The sequence below is a fragment of the Mesorhizobium australicum WSM2073 genome (genome assembly GCF_000230995.2).
In the GTDB taxonomy this organism is placed as follows: Bacteria; Pseudomonadota; Alphaproteobacteria; order Rhizobiales; family Rhizobiaceae; genus Mesorhizobium; species Mesorhizobium australicum.
The window spans coordinates 683,877-697,975 of sequence record NC_019973.1 but is presented as its reverse complement, the minus strand read 5'-3'; the positions used below and the strand labels follow the sequence as shown (position 1 = coordinate 697,975).

Below are 14,099 nucleotides of genomic sequence, written 5' to 3'. Positions count from 1 at the left end.
ACGGTGCCGCCTGATCTGAACGCGGAAGAGCCGCGGGTGGTGCTTTCCGCCCGCGGCCTGCGGCGTGACTTTGCCGGCTTCGTCGCCGTCAGGAATGTCGATCTCGATGTCCGCCATGGCAACATCCATGCGCTGATCGGACCCAACGGCGCCGGCAAGACCACCGTTTTCAACCTGCTGACCAAATTTCTGGCGCCGACCAGCGGCAGGATCGAACTGCTCGGCCACGACATCACCCGCACCTCGCCGGCCAAAGTGGCGCGCATGGGGCTGGTGCGCTCGTTCCAGATATCGGCGATCTTTCCGCACCTCAGCGTGCTCGACAATGTGCGCGTCGCGCTGCAGCGGCCGGCCGGGCTCGGCATCCAGTTCTGGCGCTCGCTGGCGGCGCTCGACCGGTTGACGCCGCGTGCCATGGAACTGCTGCGGTCCGTCGGCCTCGACGATGCCACGAACAGGCTGGCCGGCGATCTTTCCTATGGCAGGAAACGCGTGCTGGAGATCGCCACGACGCTGGCGCTGGATCCCAAAGTGCTGCTGCTCGACGAGCCGATGGCCGGCATGGGCCATGAGGACGTGGCCACGGTTTCCGCCCTCATCCGCTCGGTGGCGGGCGACCGCGCGGTTCTGATGGTCGAGCACAATCTGACCGTGGTGGCCGATCTCTGCGACTGGATAACGGTGATGCAGCGCGGCGAGGTGCTCGCGGCCGGCGACTACGCCACCGTCAGCCGCGACGAGCGCGTCAAGGTGGCTTATATGGGCACCGCCGATGACTAGCGCTTCGCCCCTGCTCGCGGTCCGCGGCCTCAACGCCTGGTATGGCGAGGGCCATGCGCTGCACGGCGTCGACCTCGAAGTGTTTGCCGGCGAGACGGTCACATTGCTCGGCCGCAACGGCGTCGGCAAGACGACGACGCTGCGCGCCATCATGGGCCTGATCCGCCGGCGCACCGGCAAGGTCGTTTTCGACGGCGCCGACCTGATGCGGCTACCGCTGCACCGCACCGCGCACCAGGGCATCGGCTTCGTGCCGGAGGAACGCGGCATCTTCTCGACGCTGACCGTCGACGAGAACCTGGTGCTGCCGCCGGTCGTCGCCCCGGGCGGCATGAGCGTCGAGGAAATCTTCGATCTGTTCCCCAATCTGAAGGAGCGGCGCAACAGTCCCGGCACGCGGCTGTCGGGCGGCGAACAGCAGATGCTGGCGATCGCGCGCATGCTGCGGACCGGCGTCAAGATGCTGCTCTTGGACGAACCGACCGAGGGCCTCGCGCCTGTCATCGTCCAGCGCATCGGCGAGCTGCTGGCGACGCTGAAGCAGCGCGGCATGACCATCCTGCTGGTCGAGCAGAATTTCCGCTTCGCCAGCCGTGTCGCCGACCGTTTCTACCTGATGGAGCACGGCAAGGTCGTGGCCGGGTTTCCCACCGGCGAACTGGCGGACCGCATGACGCTGCTCCACGAAATCCTGGGTGTATGATGGCGCCATGACGATGATCTTCGGCATCCCCGTCCAGGCATTGCTCGGCCAATTGCTGGTCGGGCTGATCAACGGCTCCTTCTACGCCATGCTGAGCCTTGGTCTGGCCGTGATTTTCGGCCTGCTGCGCGTCATCAACTTCGCCCATGGCGCCCAGTATATGCTGGGCGCCTTCATTGGCTATCTCCTGCTCACCCATCTCGGCATCGGCTATTGGCCGGCGCTGGTCCTGGCGCCGCTGATTGTCGGCATCTTCGGCGTCGTGGTCGAGCGCCTGGCGCTGTCGCGGCTCTACGACACCGATCCGCTCTACGGCCTGCTCTTCACTTTCGGCCTCGCACTCGTGCTCGAAGGCATCTTCCGCTACTGTTACGGCGTGTCGGGAAACCCCTACGCCGTGCCGCCGCTGCTGGCCGGCGGCACCAATCTCGGCTTCATGTTCCTGCCCATTTATCGCGGCTGGGTCGTGGTCGCCTCGCTGATCGTCTGCTTCGGCACCTGGGCGCTGATCGAGAAGACCAGGCTCGGTTCCTATCTGCGCGCCGCGACCGAGAATCCCCGCCTCGTCCAGGCCTTCGGCGTCAACGTGCCGTTGCTTTTGACCCTCACCTACGGCCTCGGCTCGGCGCTTGCCGGGCTCGCCGGCATCCTGGCCGCGCCGATCTACCAGGTCAGCCCGCTGATGGGATCGGATCTCATCATCGTCGTCTTCGCCGTCGTCGTGGTCGGCGGCATGGGCTCGATCCTCGGCGCCATCGTCACCGGCTACATGCTTGGCCTCGCCGAAGGCCTGACCAAGGTTTTTTACCCCGAGGCCTCCAACCTGGTGGTCTTCGTCATCATGGCGATCGTGCTTTTGGTCCGGCCGGCCGGCCTGTTCGGAAAGGACGCCTGAGATGGCGGAAGAGACATCCGACATGGCCGGGCTTTCGCTGCGCGAGGCATCGGCCAAACCCTCGCCAAGGCTCGAATGGGTGCTGGTCGGGCTCGGCATAGCGGCGCTGCTGGCGGCCCCGTTCTTCGTCTACCCGATCTTCCTGATGAAGATGCTGTGCTTCGCGCTGTTTGCTTGCGCCTTCAATCTCCTGCTCGGCTACACCGGCCTCTTGTCCTTCGGCCACGCCACCTTCTTCGGCGGCGCCGCCTATTTCACCGCGCACGCCGTCAAGGTCTGGGGCTGGCCGCCGGAAGCCGGCATCCTGCTCGGCATGGCGGGTGCGGCCCTGCTCGGCCTCGTCATGGGCTTCTTCGCCATTCGCCGGCAAGGCATCTATTTCGCCATGATCACGCTGGCGCTGTCGCAAATGTTCTTCTTCTTCTGCGTGCAGGCGCCGTTCACGCAAGGCGAGGACGGCATCCAGGGCGTGCCGCGGGGCGTCCTGTTCGGTGTCCTCGACCTCAACGCCCCGATGAACATCTATTATTTCGTGCTTGTCGTGGTCCTTCTCGGCATCTTCGCCATCTGGCGCATCGTCAATTCGCCCTTCGGCATGATCCTGCGCTCGATCCGCGAAAACGAGAACCGCGCCATTTCGCTAGGCTATTCCGTAGCCGGCTACAAGCTCGCCGCCTTCGTCATGTCGGCGGCGCTGGCCGGGCTCGCCGGCTCGCTCAAGGCGATCGTCTTCCAGTTCGCCACCCTCACCGACGTCACCTGGCAGATGTCGGGCGAGGTCATCCTGATGACGCTGCTCGGCGGCATCGGCACCATGGTCGGCCCGATCATCGGCGCCAGCCTCGTCGTCGGCCTGGAAAACACGCTCGCCACGTCAGGTTTCCCCGTGACTATCGCCACCGGCCTGATCTTCATGGTCTGCGTGCTGGTGTTCCGGCGCGGGATCGTGGGAGAGGTTTATGCGCGGGTGCTGGGGCGGGTGGGGAAGGGGTGACTTAGGGTTTGCATCGCTACTGGCGATCCTTTACCGCCTGCCTATCACCGAATTGATGATCGCACGATCTCGTCGACATAGGTCTGCAGTGCCTTCTTCACGGTTTCACGCGGGCCGGTCATCGCTGTTTCTACCGGAGTGAGTCTGTTTGATTGGCCGTCTCGTTCGCCTGTTGCCTCACTGCATCTATCAGGTCTCGTGTCGCCTGGGCGACCTTGGCAACGGGTAGTCGATGAACGCAGTACACGCCGCCCGGATTGCCGGGCTTGCACAAATTGGGCGCAATGCACTGGCAAGGCAACGGCGGCTCAACGGTGCGGTGAAGCACCCCAAGAGGTCCCCAGATGTCGGGTGGCGTGAGGCCATAAAGCCCCACAACCGGGGTTCCGACTGACGCAGCCAGGTGCATTGGGCCGCTCTCGTTTCCCAGAAAGATAAATGCATCCGCAAGCAAAGCAGTTAATGTCTCAAGCGAGATCTTACCAACAACGCTCGCCAATGGTGACGCTGCCATGTCCAAGATTGTCTGCGCGGTTGAGCCTTCATTAGGTCCACCAACCAGTAGTGACCGCAGGCCCGTCGCGGCATAAACCTCGTCGATTATTGCAGCGAACCGTTCAGGTTGCCAACACCGCCCTTCGAACCTTGCTCCAGCGTGCACAGCGACGAAAGCTTTTACAGCCAGCTTGCTTTGCGCCAGAACCTGGGTAGACGCGCTTCGCCCAACCGGTGTGGGTTCAAGCCTCGGCGTCACTTCGCGTAATTCTATCCCAAGGGCTTCAAGCGGGGACAAATACCGGTACAAATAGTGCGCGCCTCCATGACCAAAGGGTTTAGCAAATATATTAGCAGGCTGACCTTCCCAAAACTTCAGGGGCTTTTCCGGGGGGTTGTACCCAACGCGCAGCGGAGCGCCGATTGACCTGTGCAATATCCTTGACGTCTTCGAGTCAGTTACATCAATGGTGAGATCGAATTTTCGGCGACGGAGGTCAGCTACCAAGCTTGAATATTCCTTCACCCGCTGAAGCAGACTTCTACCAGCACTTCTACCGTCGAACCCGATGGCCAGGTCCGCGATATTCTGGCTGATTACGAAGTCTCGCAGGCCAGGAGCGCAGAGCATGGCTATCGCAGCGTTTGGGTAAGCGAGGCGCAGATTTCGCACGAGCACCGAAGTTAGAATGATGTCCCCGATGTACTTCGTCTGAATAACGAGAATGGACTTGACAGTCTGCCGATCAACCATCGAGATATTCAGCACACCAACCTCCTGAAGGGCGGGTAATGTTGGTCATTGGTCGGTTCGCATCTCCGAGAAATGGATATCTCTTTTCACCACCGGAGCTAGATCATCTTTGCTATAGCGTTCGGGACAGCCCATGTTGCAAGCTTCCCTAAGAAGCACTCGTCATGGCATCTGTCCCTGCCATAAGGGCAATCCAGTTTCCGCGGCGAAGTCCCTATCCTCCGCGTAGATTGGCTCGCCTCTACTCACTACCAGGCGAAGCAACTCCGCATCTTCGTCGGCATGATATCGAAAGGCATTTCGGGTGTCGTATCCATGCCCAGCCTGGGACAGGGAAAACCCGCTGACTACAACAGGGGCGAAGCCGGCGAAACGCGTCAACATGATCGCGAAGGCTCCGGTGGAGATTTTCCGGTGCCAGCCGCGGGACACATGATATTTGCCGCTAAGCCGCCAGACGATGTTGGCAAGTTGCCATTTGGTGAGCGCCTGCAAGGTATCAAAACCATAATTGAAGGTGCGACAACCAGCTTTCAGCTTGTCTTCAACGTCCGGCCAAACCGGCACGATCAGATGTTTCGCCTGCCGTCCCTTTAACAAATCGCGCTTGTAGAAGTCCTGTTCGCTCGCGCCGACTAAAATGCCGCGGCGGATGACTGCGATATCAGGAAGGCGGAGGCCGAACGTTTCCGCCAAAAGCTGGGAAGCATTGACGGTCACAAGTGCCCAATCGACACCATGTCCCTCCGGGAGGCGAAAATTCGGCGCCGACCCCATCACCAAGGCGGGACCAGTGGCCCTGGGCAACCGAAGAGTTGGCTTTGAGAAGATTGGCAAGAAATCCAAAAGCGGAGTTTTCATGCGGGAACCTGAACGGCATGTTCCTCAAACGCGCGCAGAATTCTCTCTTCTCGCCTCCACAATTCGTCCCATTGCGTGGTGCCGGACCAACCCGCAAACCAAGGGCCGCCGAGCGTGTAGTGCGCCAGCGAGACATCGGCGGGATCGAGTTCCGAAGCCGAAGCCCCTACGAGGTAGTTCCATGCCAGAGGCAATTCCCCGATCTCGTGGTCCTCAAGCCATTTGAAGGCGTGGAGGTCACGTCCAGGCCACGTATTGAGCATCTCGTTGGTCAGCCGTTTGTTGGAGGGATGATCTAGATTCCACAAAACGACCGACGACCAGTTTTTGCGGCGATAGAACGTCTGCATTTGTCCGTCCATCTTGACCGCTTCGGATTCGCGTTGCTGGTGCTTAACCGCCATAATCGCGTAGGAAGGATCGACTAGATCGAGCAGCTTGGCTGGATCCTTCAGAAACAGGACATCACAATCGCAGAACATGGCCCAGCCGCCTTGCCTTATAAACGGAACGGCAAAGCGCGATATGGCAAACTCTGTCGCCATCGGTGCCTCGGAAATCGGGCACCAGAGCTTACCATCCCGTACCACCATCGGTCGCTTCATAATTCCTTGGGCTTCAAGGTCTTTGAGCACCAATGGTAGTATCTGCAACGGCGTGCTTGTCCGCCGATAAGCGCTCCATCGCGCTACGTCTAGAACGCGGGATTCCCGTGGATCATAGCCGATGTAGATTGGTATCATGCCGCAACCTTATAATTGTGCAAATTTCCTCGAATTAAGCAGGGAAGCATTGCAAGCGGAAGACCGAAGTACAGCGGATCACTTGGTCACGGTGGCGAGCGTGCACGGTGATTGGCACCAAATGCGCTATTGGAAAAGATCTCGGGAGAAGCGGGCCACGGCCTCTTCCCCGTCCTTGGCGTACCAAGGGTAAATCGTAGTCTTCGGCATTGCGCGTTCCTTTCAATCTGAAGTCAGCGTTCGTTCCTACCTTCTGAAGTAGGTCGCCAACTGTTTTTCTCCACCTTGCGGAAAAAAGTCGGCAGAAGCAGCTATCCACTCCGCGTCGGAGCGCAAATATCTTGACAGAACCCGGCCGCGGCTTGGCCGAGCCCGATCGTGCCTACCGGCTGTGGAACCTTGGCCCTGCAACGCTTTACAAGCGGGAACTAAGGACAAGTCGACATCACACATGGGTTACGGCTAGGTACGGTCCTGGCGCACCCGTCACGTCTGATGCGTCGTCACCAACGCCCGCTTTTCGGCGGCGGCACAGCTGACTTCGATAATCGAGATGAGGCGCAAAGCGGCCGTCCAACCGGTAGAGTTATGGACGTCTCTCTCCGGTCATTCGGGACGGCAGGCACTAACCGATGTCGGGTTCCTATTCACCCATAACCCCCCCGCTCCACCGCCAGCCTCTTCACCAACGCCAGCACCCCATCGATCGCCGGCGTCGGCTTGCCCGTCAGTCGCCCAAGCTCCTGCACGGCGCCTACCAGCGCGTCGATCTCCATGGGCCTGCCGCGTTCCAGGTCCTGCAACATCGAGGTCTTGTGCTCGCCGACGTCGCCGGCGCCCTTGATGCGGCGGTCGACGTCTATGGGGAAGCGCACGCCGAGGCTTTCGCCGATCGCCTGCGCTTCCAGCATCATGGCGCGGGCGAGCATGCGGGTGCCCTCGTCGGCGACGATCGCGGCAAGCGTCGAGCCGGTCAGCGCCGAGATCGGGTTGAAGGAGAGGTTGCCCCACAATTTTATCCATATCTCTGCGCGTATGTCCTCGCGCACCGGCGCCTGCAAGCCGGCCTTGACCATCTCGCCGGCCAGGAGCGTGACCCTTTCGCTCTTCTCGCCCGAGGGTTCGCCGAGCGAGAAGCGTTTTCCTTCGACATGGCGGATCAGGCCGGGCGCATCGACCTCGACGGCGGGGTAGACCACCGAGCCGATGACACGACGCGGGCCGAGCCGGTCCCAGATAGTGCCGCCGGGATCGACCTGCTGCAGCCTCGTGCCTTCGAGCGCGCCGAGGGTTTTATGGAAATACCACCAGGGAACGCCGTTCTGCATGGTGACGACCGCTGTGTGGTCCCCAAGCAGCGGGGCGATCTGGTCGAGCGCGGGCGCGACAGAATGCGCCTTCAGCGCCAGCACGACATAGTCCTGTTCGCCAAGCTCTTCAGCCTTGGCGGCGGCCCTGACCGGGGCGGTCGTTTCCTTGCCGTCCTCGATCAGGCGCAGGCCGCTGGCCTTGATCGCGTCGAGATGCGCGCCGCGGGCGACGATCGACAGCTCGGTGCGGCCGGCAATCGCCAGCTTGGCCGCGAGGTAGCCGCCGATGGCGCCGGCGCCGAAGATGGTGATCTTCATGATCAGAGCCCGAGCTTGGCGGCGAGCCCAATGCGTTGCAGCTTGCCGGTCGCGCCCTTGGGGATCTCGTCCAGGATCAGCACCTTGCGCGGCACCTTGAAGTCGGCGAGCCGCATCGCCGCGTGGGCGCGAATATCGCCCTCGCTGGCGCTCATGCCTTCGCGCAGCACCACGGCCGCTGCCACGTCCTCGCCGAGCTTGTCATGCGGCATGGCGAAGGTGACGACCTGCGCCACCGCCGGGTGGTCCATCAGCACATTGTCGACCTCGAGCGGCGAGATCTTCTCGCCGCCGCGGTTTATGATCTCCTTCAGCCGGCCGGTGACCCTGAGATAGCCGTCATCGTCGAGCACGCCCTGGTCGCCGGTGTGGAACCAGCCATGCGCGAAGGCCGTGGCGTTGGCGTCCGGGTTCTTCTCGTAGCCTGAGGTGACATTGGGGCCGCGAATGACGATCTCGCCCGTTTCGCCGGCCTGCATCAGCCGGCCGTCCGGCGCCATCACCGCAACCTCGGGTCCGCCGGCCGCACCGACGCTGCCCGGCTTGCGCAGGCCGGGCGGCAGCCGGTTCGACGCCATCTGGTGCGCGGCCTCGGTCATCCCGTAGGACTCGATGACTGGGCAGCCGAAGGTCGCCTCGAGCTCGGCCATCACCTGCGCCGGCAGCGAGGCCGAGGACGAGCGGATGAAACGCAGGCGTGCCGCCGCCAATGCTTCGGCGTTGCGCGCCGCGCGCGCCAGGATCGCCTGGTGCATGGTCGGCACCGCCGTGTACCAGCTCGGCCCGGCGTCGCTCAGCCACTGGAAGAAGCGCAGCGCGTTGAAGCCCGGCGTGCAATAGATGCTGCCGCCGGATGCCAGCGACGACAGCACCGCCGCGATCAGCCCATGGATGTGGAACAGCGGCATGATGTTGAGGCAGCGGTCATCCGCCGTCAGGCCGAGCGTGGCGCCGATATGGCGGGCGGAGGCCGCGACATTGGCATGGCTGAGCGGCACCAGCTTGGGGCGTGACGTCGTGCCGGAGGTGTGCAGCAGAAGCGCGATGTCGCCGTCCCCGGCCTTGGCGGGCGCCGCTTGCGGTCCGATCGCCGCGCCTTCGATGGTGAAGCTGCCGGCCGGCGCGTCTGGCGGCACGACAAGCCGCAGCACGCCAATGCCGAGGCGCTCGGCCACAGTCACGGCAGGGCCAGTCTCGGTCTCGGCGACCAGGATCGCCTTGGCGCCGATGTCGGTCAGGTAGAAATCGAGCTCGTCCGCCCGGTAGGCGGGGTTGAGCGGCGCCGTCGAGGCTGTGGCGGCGACAGCGATGAAAGCCGTCGCCATCTCCGGCCCGTTGGGCAGCACGATCGCCACCCGGTCGCCTCGGCCGATGCCGCGTGCATGGAGCTGCGTGGCGGTGGTGGCGATCAGCGCGCGCAGCCTGCCATGGGTCAGCGTCGGCCTGTCGGGCGCCAGGATCGCCGGCGCGTCGTCGGCGCCGGCGACGAGGCGGTGGGAAAGGTCTGTGTGGATTTGGGTCATGGTCACCAGCTATGTTTCAAGACTATGGCTTGCGAAAGTCCATCTGATGTCAGCGCCGCCCCTCATTGCCCTGCCGGGCATTTCTCCCCGTATAGGGACGGGGAGAAAGGGGCAGTTTCGGCCTCGGCGCCTGTTCAGCATGGGCGATTGGCGAAACCGTCGATGACAGTGTCCCCTCTCCCCGTCACTATACGGGGAGAGGATGCCGGCAGGCAGGTGAGGGGCAGCGCCAGCGCCCGGTAGTTGCCCTGCCCATCCCCTCAATACCCCAGCGCCATCCCGTCCTTGCGCGGATCGGATGCCCCCGTCAGCGTTCCCTTTTCCCAGTCGATCAGCACCGCCTGGCCGCCGCCGAGCGGATGGTGCGGCTCGGTGATCGCGTGGCCGCGCCGCCGCAGGCCTTCGACCGCCTCGGCGGGCACGTTGCGCTCCGCCTCCACCATACCGTCATTGTAGAACACGCGCGGCGCGTCGAGCGCTTGCTGCGGGTCCATGCCGAAATCGATCATGTTGGTCAGAAGATGGACATGGCCGAAGGGCTGGTAGCCGCCGCCCATGACGCCGAACGGCATCACCACGCGGCCGTTTTTGGTCGCCATGCCGGGCATGATCGTGTGCATCGGCCGCTTGCTGGGCGCGATGGCGTTGGGGTGGGCCGGATCGAGGCGGAAGCTCGAGCCGCGGTTCTGCAGCACGACGCCGGTCTTGGGACCGACGACGCCGCTGCCGAACGAATAATAGGTCGAGTTGATGAAGGAGACCGCGTTGCGGTCGCGGTCGACGATCGAGATATAGACCGTGTCGCTGCCCGGCAGCTGCACGTCGGGCAAATGGGTCATGGCGCGCTCGCGGTCGATCTCGGCGCGCAGCCGGTCGGCATAGGCGGCCGAGAGAAGCTGCCTCACCGGCACCGGGACATGGTCCTGGTCGCCGACGAAACGGTCGCGGTCGCGATAGGCCAGCCGCCCGGCCTCGATCTCCAGGTGCAGGCGCTCGGCGCCGTTAGGGTCGAGCCCATCGAGCTTGAAGCCCGATAGCACGTTCAGCATCAAAAGCGCCGTCAGCCCCTGGTTGTTCGGCGGCATCTGGTGGATCTCGTGGCCGCCATAGCTGACGCTCACCGGCGCCACATAGTCGCCCCTGGTCGCGGCGAAATCGTCCGCCGTGTGCAGCCCGCCCAGCTCCTTGAGCCGGCGCACCATGTCGTCGGCGACCGCGCCTTCGTAGAACCCGGCGCGGCCCTGTTTGGCGATCACCCGGAGAGTGGCGGCCAACGCCGGCTGCTTGTGCACGTCGCCGGCCTTCGGTGCCATGCCGCCCGGCAGGAAGATGCGCGCGGCATGCTCGTCGGCGGAAAGATCGGTTTCGGGTTCGGCCCAGTCGAAGGCGACGCGGTCGTGCACGACATAGCCGTTCTCGGCATAGTGGATCGCCGGCGCCAGCACTTCGGCCAGGCCCTTGCTGCCATGGTCCTCCAGCAGCCTGCACCAGGCGTCGATGGCGCCCGGCACGGTCACCGCATGCGGCCCCTGTTTGGGAAGCTCGCTAAACCCCTTGTCGCGATACCAGTCGACGGTCGCGGCCGCCGGTGCACGCCCCGAGCCGTTGAAAGCCAGCACTTCGCTTTGCCCCTTGGGGCAGTAGAGGACAAAGCAATCGCCGCCTATCCCCGTCGATTGCGGCTCGACCACGCCCTGCACGGCGGCGGCGCAGATGGCGGCATCCATGGCATTGCCGCCGGCGCGCAGCATCTCGATGGCCGCGAGCGTCGAAAGCGGATGCGATGTTGCGGCAATCGCTTCCGTGGCACGAACCGGCGAGCGGCCGGGAAACTGGAAATCACGCATCTGGTCTGGGTATCCCGGTGTCCTGAAAAAATGGGTCACTTGAAGCGAATGGGTCCGATGAAATCAATGCCGGCGGCCGAAGATCTGCGCCAGTGACAACAGCGCGACAGACAGCACGATCAGGCAGGTCGAGATGGCGGCGATGGTCGGGTCGATCTGGTCGCGCAGCGCGTTGAACATGCGGCGTGTCAGTGTCGTGGTCTCCCCGCCCGAGATGAACAGCGAGACGACAACTTCGTCGAAGGAGGTGATGAAGGCAAACAGCGCACCCGAGACGATCGAGAAGCGGATCTGCGGCATCGTCACTTGCCAGAAGGCGGCGATGCGCCCCGCACCCAGGCTGCGCGCCACCCGCTCCTGGTTCATGTCGTAGGAGCGCAGGCCCGACAGCACCGTCAGCACCACCAGCGGCAGCGCCTGCACCGTATGCGCGATGACCAGGCCGGTCAGCGTGTTGTTGAGGCCGATGCGCGCATAGAGGAAGAAGGTGCCGATGCCGACCAGGATCACCGGGATGATCAGCGACGCCGTCAGCAGCGCGTTGATCGCGCCGTTGAAGCGCAGCGTGCCCCGGTTGATAGCATAGGCGGCGGCAGTGCCGAGCGGGGTCGCCACCAGCGCGGTCATGACCGCGACCTTCAGCGACACGATGGTGGCATCGCGCCATTCCAGCGACTGGAAATAGCTTTCATACCAGCGCAGCGACCATTGCCGCGGCGGGAACTGCAGCAGCGTCGAATCCGAGAACGACATGATGACGATGATGACCGACGGCGCGATCAGGAACAACAGCACGAGGCCGCCGAAGGCGTAGAGCCACAGCCGTTGCCGGTGCGAGATCGGCAATCCGATATCTTCACTCATCGCGAACTCCATACGCCGGTGGCCCGCGCGCCGAGCAGCCACTGGAACAGGCCGAGAAGCGCCAGCGTGACCACCAGCAGCACCACGCCGAGCGCCGCACCGGCGCCCCAGTTGGAATAGAGGCTGGTGGTCTGTTCCATGCGCATCGCCCACATCACCACCTTGCCGCCACCCATCAGCGCCGGCGTCACGAAGAAACCGAGGCACAGCACGAAGACGATGACCACGCCCGAGGCGAGGCCCGGCACCGACAGCGGAAAGAAGATCTGCCGGAAGGTGGCGGCCGGGCCGGCGCCGAGGTTCATGCCGGCGCGCAGGCAGTCGGTGTCGATCGTCTTCATCGAGGCATAGAGCGGCAAAACCAGAAACGGCAGCAATATATGCGTCATGCCGATGACGACGCCCGAAAAATTGTTGGCCAGCGACAGCGGCTGGCTGATCACGCCGAGATCGATCAGCCAGCTGTTGATCAGGCCCTTGCGCTGCAGGATCACCAGCCAGGCATAGGTGCGCACCAGCACCGACGTCCAGAACGGCAGGATGACGAAGATCAGGCAGATCGATGCGGCCCGGCGCGGCAGCTGCGACAACATGTAGGCCAGGGGATAGCCTGTTAGCACGCAGGCGCCGGTGACGATGAAGGCGACCTCGAAGGTCGTGATGAAGGTCCTGATGTAGGAGGCCTGCTCGAAGAAACGCGCATAGTTGGCGGCGCTCAAGGCGCCGGTCTCGTCGAACAGCGACAGCCAGAACAGCCAGCCGATCGGCACGATGATGATCGCGCAGACAAGGAACAGGCTCGGCGCCAGCAGCGCCAGCAGCCGCAATGACTCGCGCCGCGCATCGGCGCGCAGGGCCTGCGCGTTCAGGTCCTGCCCCGCCGGACTGGCGGTCTCCGTCAGGAAGGCGGACTGCGCGCTCATCCCTCGGCCGCCACCAGGATCGTGTCCTTGGCATCGAGGCCGAGCGTGATCGGCTGGCCGGGCGCCGGCAGCCTTGCCAGCACGTCGCTGCGGCAATAGTCGCGCAGCGTCAGCTGGCGGCCGTCGCGCAGGCTGGCATAGCAGACGAAACTGTCGCCCTGGTAGATGATGTCGCTGACCGTCGCATCGAGCACATTGACGCCGGTCGACGGGTCGGATGCCGTGACCAGCCGCAGCTTCTCCGGCCGCACCACCATCAGATGCGGACCGGCCGGCGGCGTCGGTGCGCCGGTCTGGATCAGCCTGTCCTCATACCAGACCGAGCCATTGCGGCTTTCGACCGGGATGAAGTTCGATTCGCCGATGAAGCCGGCTACGAATTGCGTCTTCGGCGCGGCATAAAGCGTTTCGGGCCTGTCGAGCTGTTCGATGCGGCCACCGTTCATCACCGCGATACGGTCCGACATGGTGATGGCTTCGCGCTGGTCGTGCGTGACATAGACCGTCGTCATGCCGAGACGGCGATGAAGCGCACGCAATTCGATCTGCATATGCTCGCGCAGGCCCTTGTCGAGCGCCGACAGCGGTTCATCCATCAAGACGATGCGCGGCTCGAAGACGATGGCGCGCGCCAGGGCCACGCGCTGGCGCTGGCCGCCGGAAAGCTGGTCTACCCGGCGCTCGGCCAGGCCCTGCAGCTTCACCAGCTCCAGCGCCTTCTCCACCCGCTGCGCTGTCTCTGTCACACCGACGCCGCGCTGCTTCAGCGGAAAGGCGATGTTGTGGAAGACGTTCATATGCGGAAACAGCGCATAGTTCTGGAACACCATGCCGATATTGCGCCGGTGCGGTGGCGTGGTGATGATCTCGTCGCCGCCGACCTTGATCGATCCGCCATTGGCTCGCACGAAACCGGCCAGGATCATCAGCAGCGTCGTCTTGCCCGAGCCCGAGGGCCCAAGCAGCGTCAGGAACTCGCCGGCCTCGACATCGAGGTTCAGGTCGCGCAGCACCGGCACGCTGCCAAATCGTTTCTCGATCGCGCGCATGCCGATCGGCAGCGCGGATGGTGCAATGGACAAGATCGTT

General features: G+C 63.7%; 13 protein-coding genes. 4 read left to right on the top strand and 9 right to left on the bottom strand.

All coding sequences use genetic code 11. From position 1 onward, the window contains the following. The first annotated feature begins 3 nt into the window (after window positions 1–3). The 4 genes from MESAU_RS03270 to MESAU_RS03255 are packed head-to-tail and all read left to right on the top strand — an operon-like array spanning window position 4 to window position 3,372. Window positions 4–780, top strand: a complete 777-nt coding sequence (locus tag MESAU_RS03270) for an ABC transporter ATP-binding protein (RefSeq protein ID WP_041163602.1) — start codon at window positions 4–6, stop codon at window positions 778–780. After that, a complete protein-coding gene (locus MESAU_RS03265) occupies window positions 773–1,483 on the top strand; it encodes an ABC transporter ATP-binding protein (protein WP_015314622.1) in 711 nt (236 codons plus the stop codon). The genes MESAU_RS03270 and MESAU_RS03265 overlap by 8 nt, the downstream gene beginning before the upstream one ends. Window positions 1,484–1,490: 7 nt before the next feature. Beyond that, entirely contained in the window at window positions 1,491–2,378 is an 888-nt protein-coding gene (locus MESAU_RS03260; RefSeq protein ID WP_015314621.1) for a branched-chain amino acid ABC transporter permease, read from the top strand. 22 nt (window positions 2,379–2,400) lie between these two features. Next, entirely contained in the window at window positions 2,401–3,372 is a 972-nt protein-coding gene (locus MESAU_RS03255) for a branched-chain amino acid ABC transporter permease (protein WP_083883147.1), read from the top strand. A gap of 130 nt (window positions 3,373–3,502) precedes the next feature. On the opposite strand, the gene MESAU_RS03250 is transcribed toward MESAU_RS03255, so the two are convergent. From MESAU_RS03250 to MESAU_RS03210, 9 genes are all read right to left on the bottom strand, one after another. Continuing rightward, window positions 3,503–4,636, bottom strand: coding sequence for a glycosyltransferase family 9 protein (locus MESAU_RS03250; protein WP_015314619.1), 1,134 nt, complete (start codon window positions 4,634–4,636; stop codon window positions 3,503–3,505). A 147-nt stretch (window positions 4,637–4,783) separates the two neighbouring features. Beyond that, window positions 4,784–5,482: a hypothetical protein gene (locus tag MESAU_RS03245; protein WP_015314618.1), complete on the bottom strand. Its 699-nt coding sequence runs from the start codon at window positions 5,480–5,482 to the stop codon at window positions 4,784–4,786. Continuing rightward, window positions 5,479–6,117 carry a hypothetical protein gene (locus MESAU_RS03240; protein ID WP_245262995.1) on the bottom strand — a complete coding sequence of 213 codons (639 nt, stop codon included), beginning with the start codon at window positions 6,115–6,117 and terminating at the stop codon, window positions 5,479–5,481. The genes MESAU_RS03245 and MESAU_RS03240 overlap by 4 nt, the downstream gene beginning before the upstream one ends. Window positions 6,118–6,872: 755 nt before the next feature. Next, window positions 6,873–7,853, bottom strand: coding sequence for a 2-dehydropantoate 2-reductase (locus MESAU_RS03235; protein ID WP_015314616.1), 981 nt, complete (start codon window positions 7,851–7,853; stop codon window positions 6,873–6,875). 2 nt (window positions 7,854–7,855) lie between these two features. After that, window positions 7,856–9,376 carry an acyl--CoA ligase gene (locus tag MESAU_RS03230; protein WP_015314615.1) on the bottom strand — a complete coding sequence of 507 codons (1,521 nt, stop codon included), beginning with the start codon at window positions 9,374–9,376 and terminating at the stop codon, window positions 7,856–7,858. A 260-nt stretch (window positions 9,377–9,636) separates the two neighbouring features. Further along, window positions 9,637–11,223 carry a gamma-glutamyltransferase gene (gene ggt / locus MESAU_RS03225; RefSeq protein ID WP_015314614.1) on the bottom strand — a complete coding sequence of 529 codons (1,587 nt, stop codon included), beginning with the start codon at window positions 11,221–11,223 and terminating at the stop codon, window positions 9,637–9,639. A gap of 63 nt (window positions 11,224–11,286) precedes the next feature. Continuing rightward, window positions 11,287–12,087 (bottom strand): ABC transporter permease, encoded by an 801-nt coding sequence (locus MESAU_RS03220; protein ID WP_015314613.1) that lies wholly within the window; start codon window positions 12,085–12,087, stop codon window positions 11,287–11,289. After that, a complete protein-coding gene (locus tag MESAU_RS03215; protein WP_015314612.1) occupies window positions 12,084–13,010 on the bottom strand; it encodes an ABC transporter permease in 927 nt (308 codons plus the stop codon). The genes MESAU_RS03220 and MESAU_RS03215 overlap by 4 nt, the downstream gene beginning before the upstream one ends. After that, entirely contained in the window at window positions 13,007–14,092 is a 1,086-nt protein-coding gene (locus MESAU_RS03210) for an ABC transporter ATP-binding protein (RefSeq protein ID WP_015314611.1), read from the bottom strand. Before MESAU_RS03210 ends, MESAU_RS03215 begins: the two co-directional genes overlap by 4 nt. Window positions 14,093–14,099 lie beyond the last annotated feature (7 nt).

What these genes read in the sequence shown, in the direction of transcription:
- MESAU_RS03265 (WP_015314622.1), top strand. Translation starts at nt 773, where the DNA reads ATGACTAGCGCTTCGCCCCTGCTCGCGGTCCGCGGCCTCAACGCCTGG.
- MESAU_RS03230 (WP_015314615.1), bottom strand. Translation starts at nt 9,376, where the DNA reads ATGACCCAAATCCACACAGACCTTTCCCACCGCCTCGTCGCCGGCGCC.
- MESAU_RS03215 (WP_015314612.1), bottom strand. Translation starts at nt 13,010, where the DNA reads ATGAGCGCGCAGTCCGCCTTCCTGACGGAGACCGCCAGTCCGGCGGGG.
- ggt (WP_015314614.1), bottom strand. Translation starts at nt 11,223, where the DNA reads ATGCGTGATTTCCAGTTTCCCGGCCGCTCGCCGGTTCGTGCCACGGAA.
- MESAU_RS03255 (WP_083883147.1), top strand. Translation starts at nt 2,401, where the DNA reads ATGGCCGGGCTTTCGCTGCGCGAGGCATCGGCCAAACCCTCGCCAAGG.
- MESAU_RS03220 (WP_015314613.1), bottom strand. Translation starts at nt 12,087, where the DNA reads ATGAGTGAAGATATCGGATTGCCGATCTCGCACCGGCAACGGCTGTGG.
- MESAU_RS03260 (WP_015314621.1), top strand. Translation starts at nt 1,491, where the DNA reads ATGACGATGATCTTCGGCATCCCCGTCCAGGCATTGCTCGGCCAATTG.
- MESAU_RS03235 (WP_015314616.1), bottom strand. Translation starts at nt 7,853, where the DNA reads ATGAAGATCACCATCTTCGGCGCCGGCGCCATCGGCGGCTACCTCGCG.
- MESAU_RS03245 (WP_015314618.1), bottom strand. Translation starts at nt 5,482, where the DNA reads ATGAAAACTCCGCTTTTGGATTTCTTGCCAATCTTCTCAAAGCCAACT.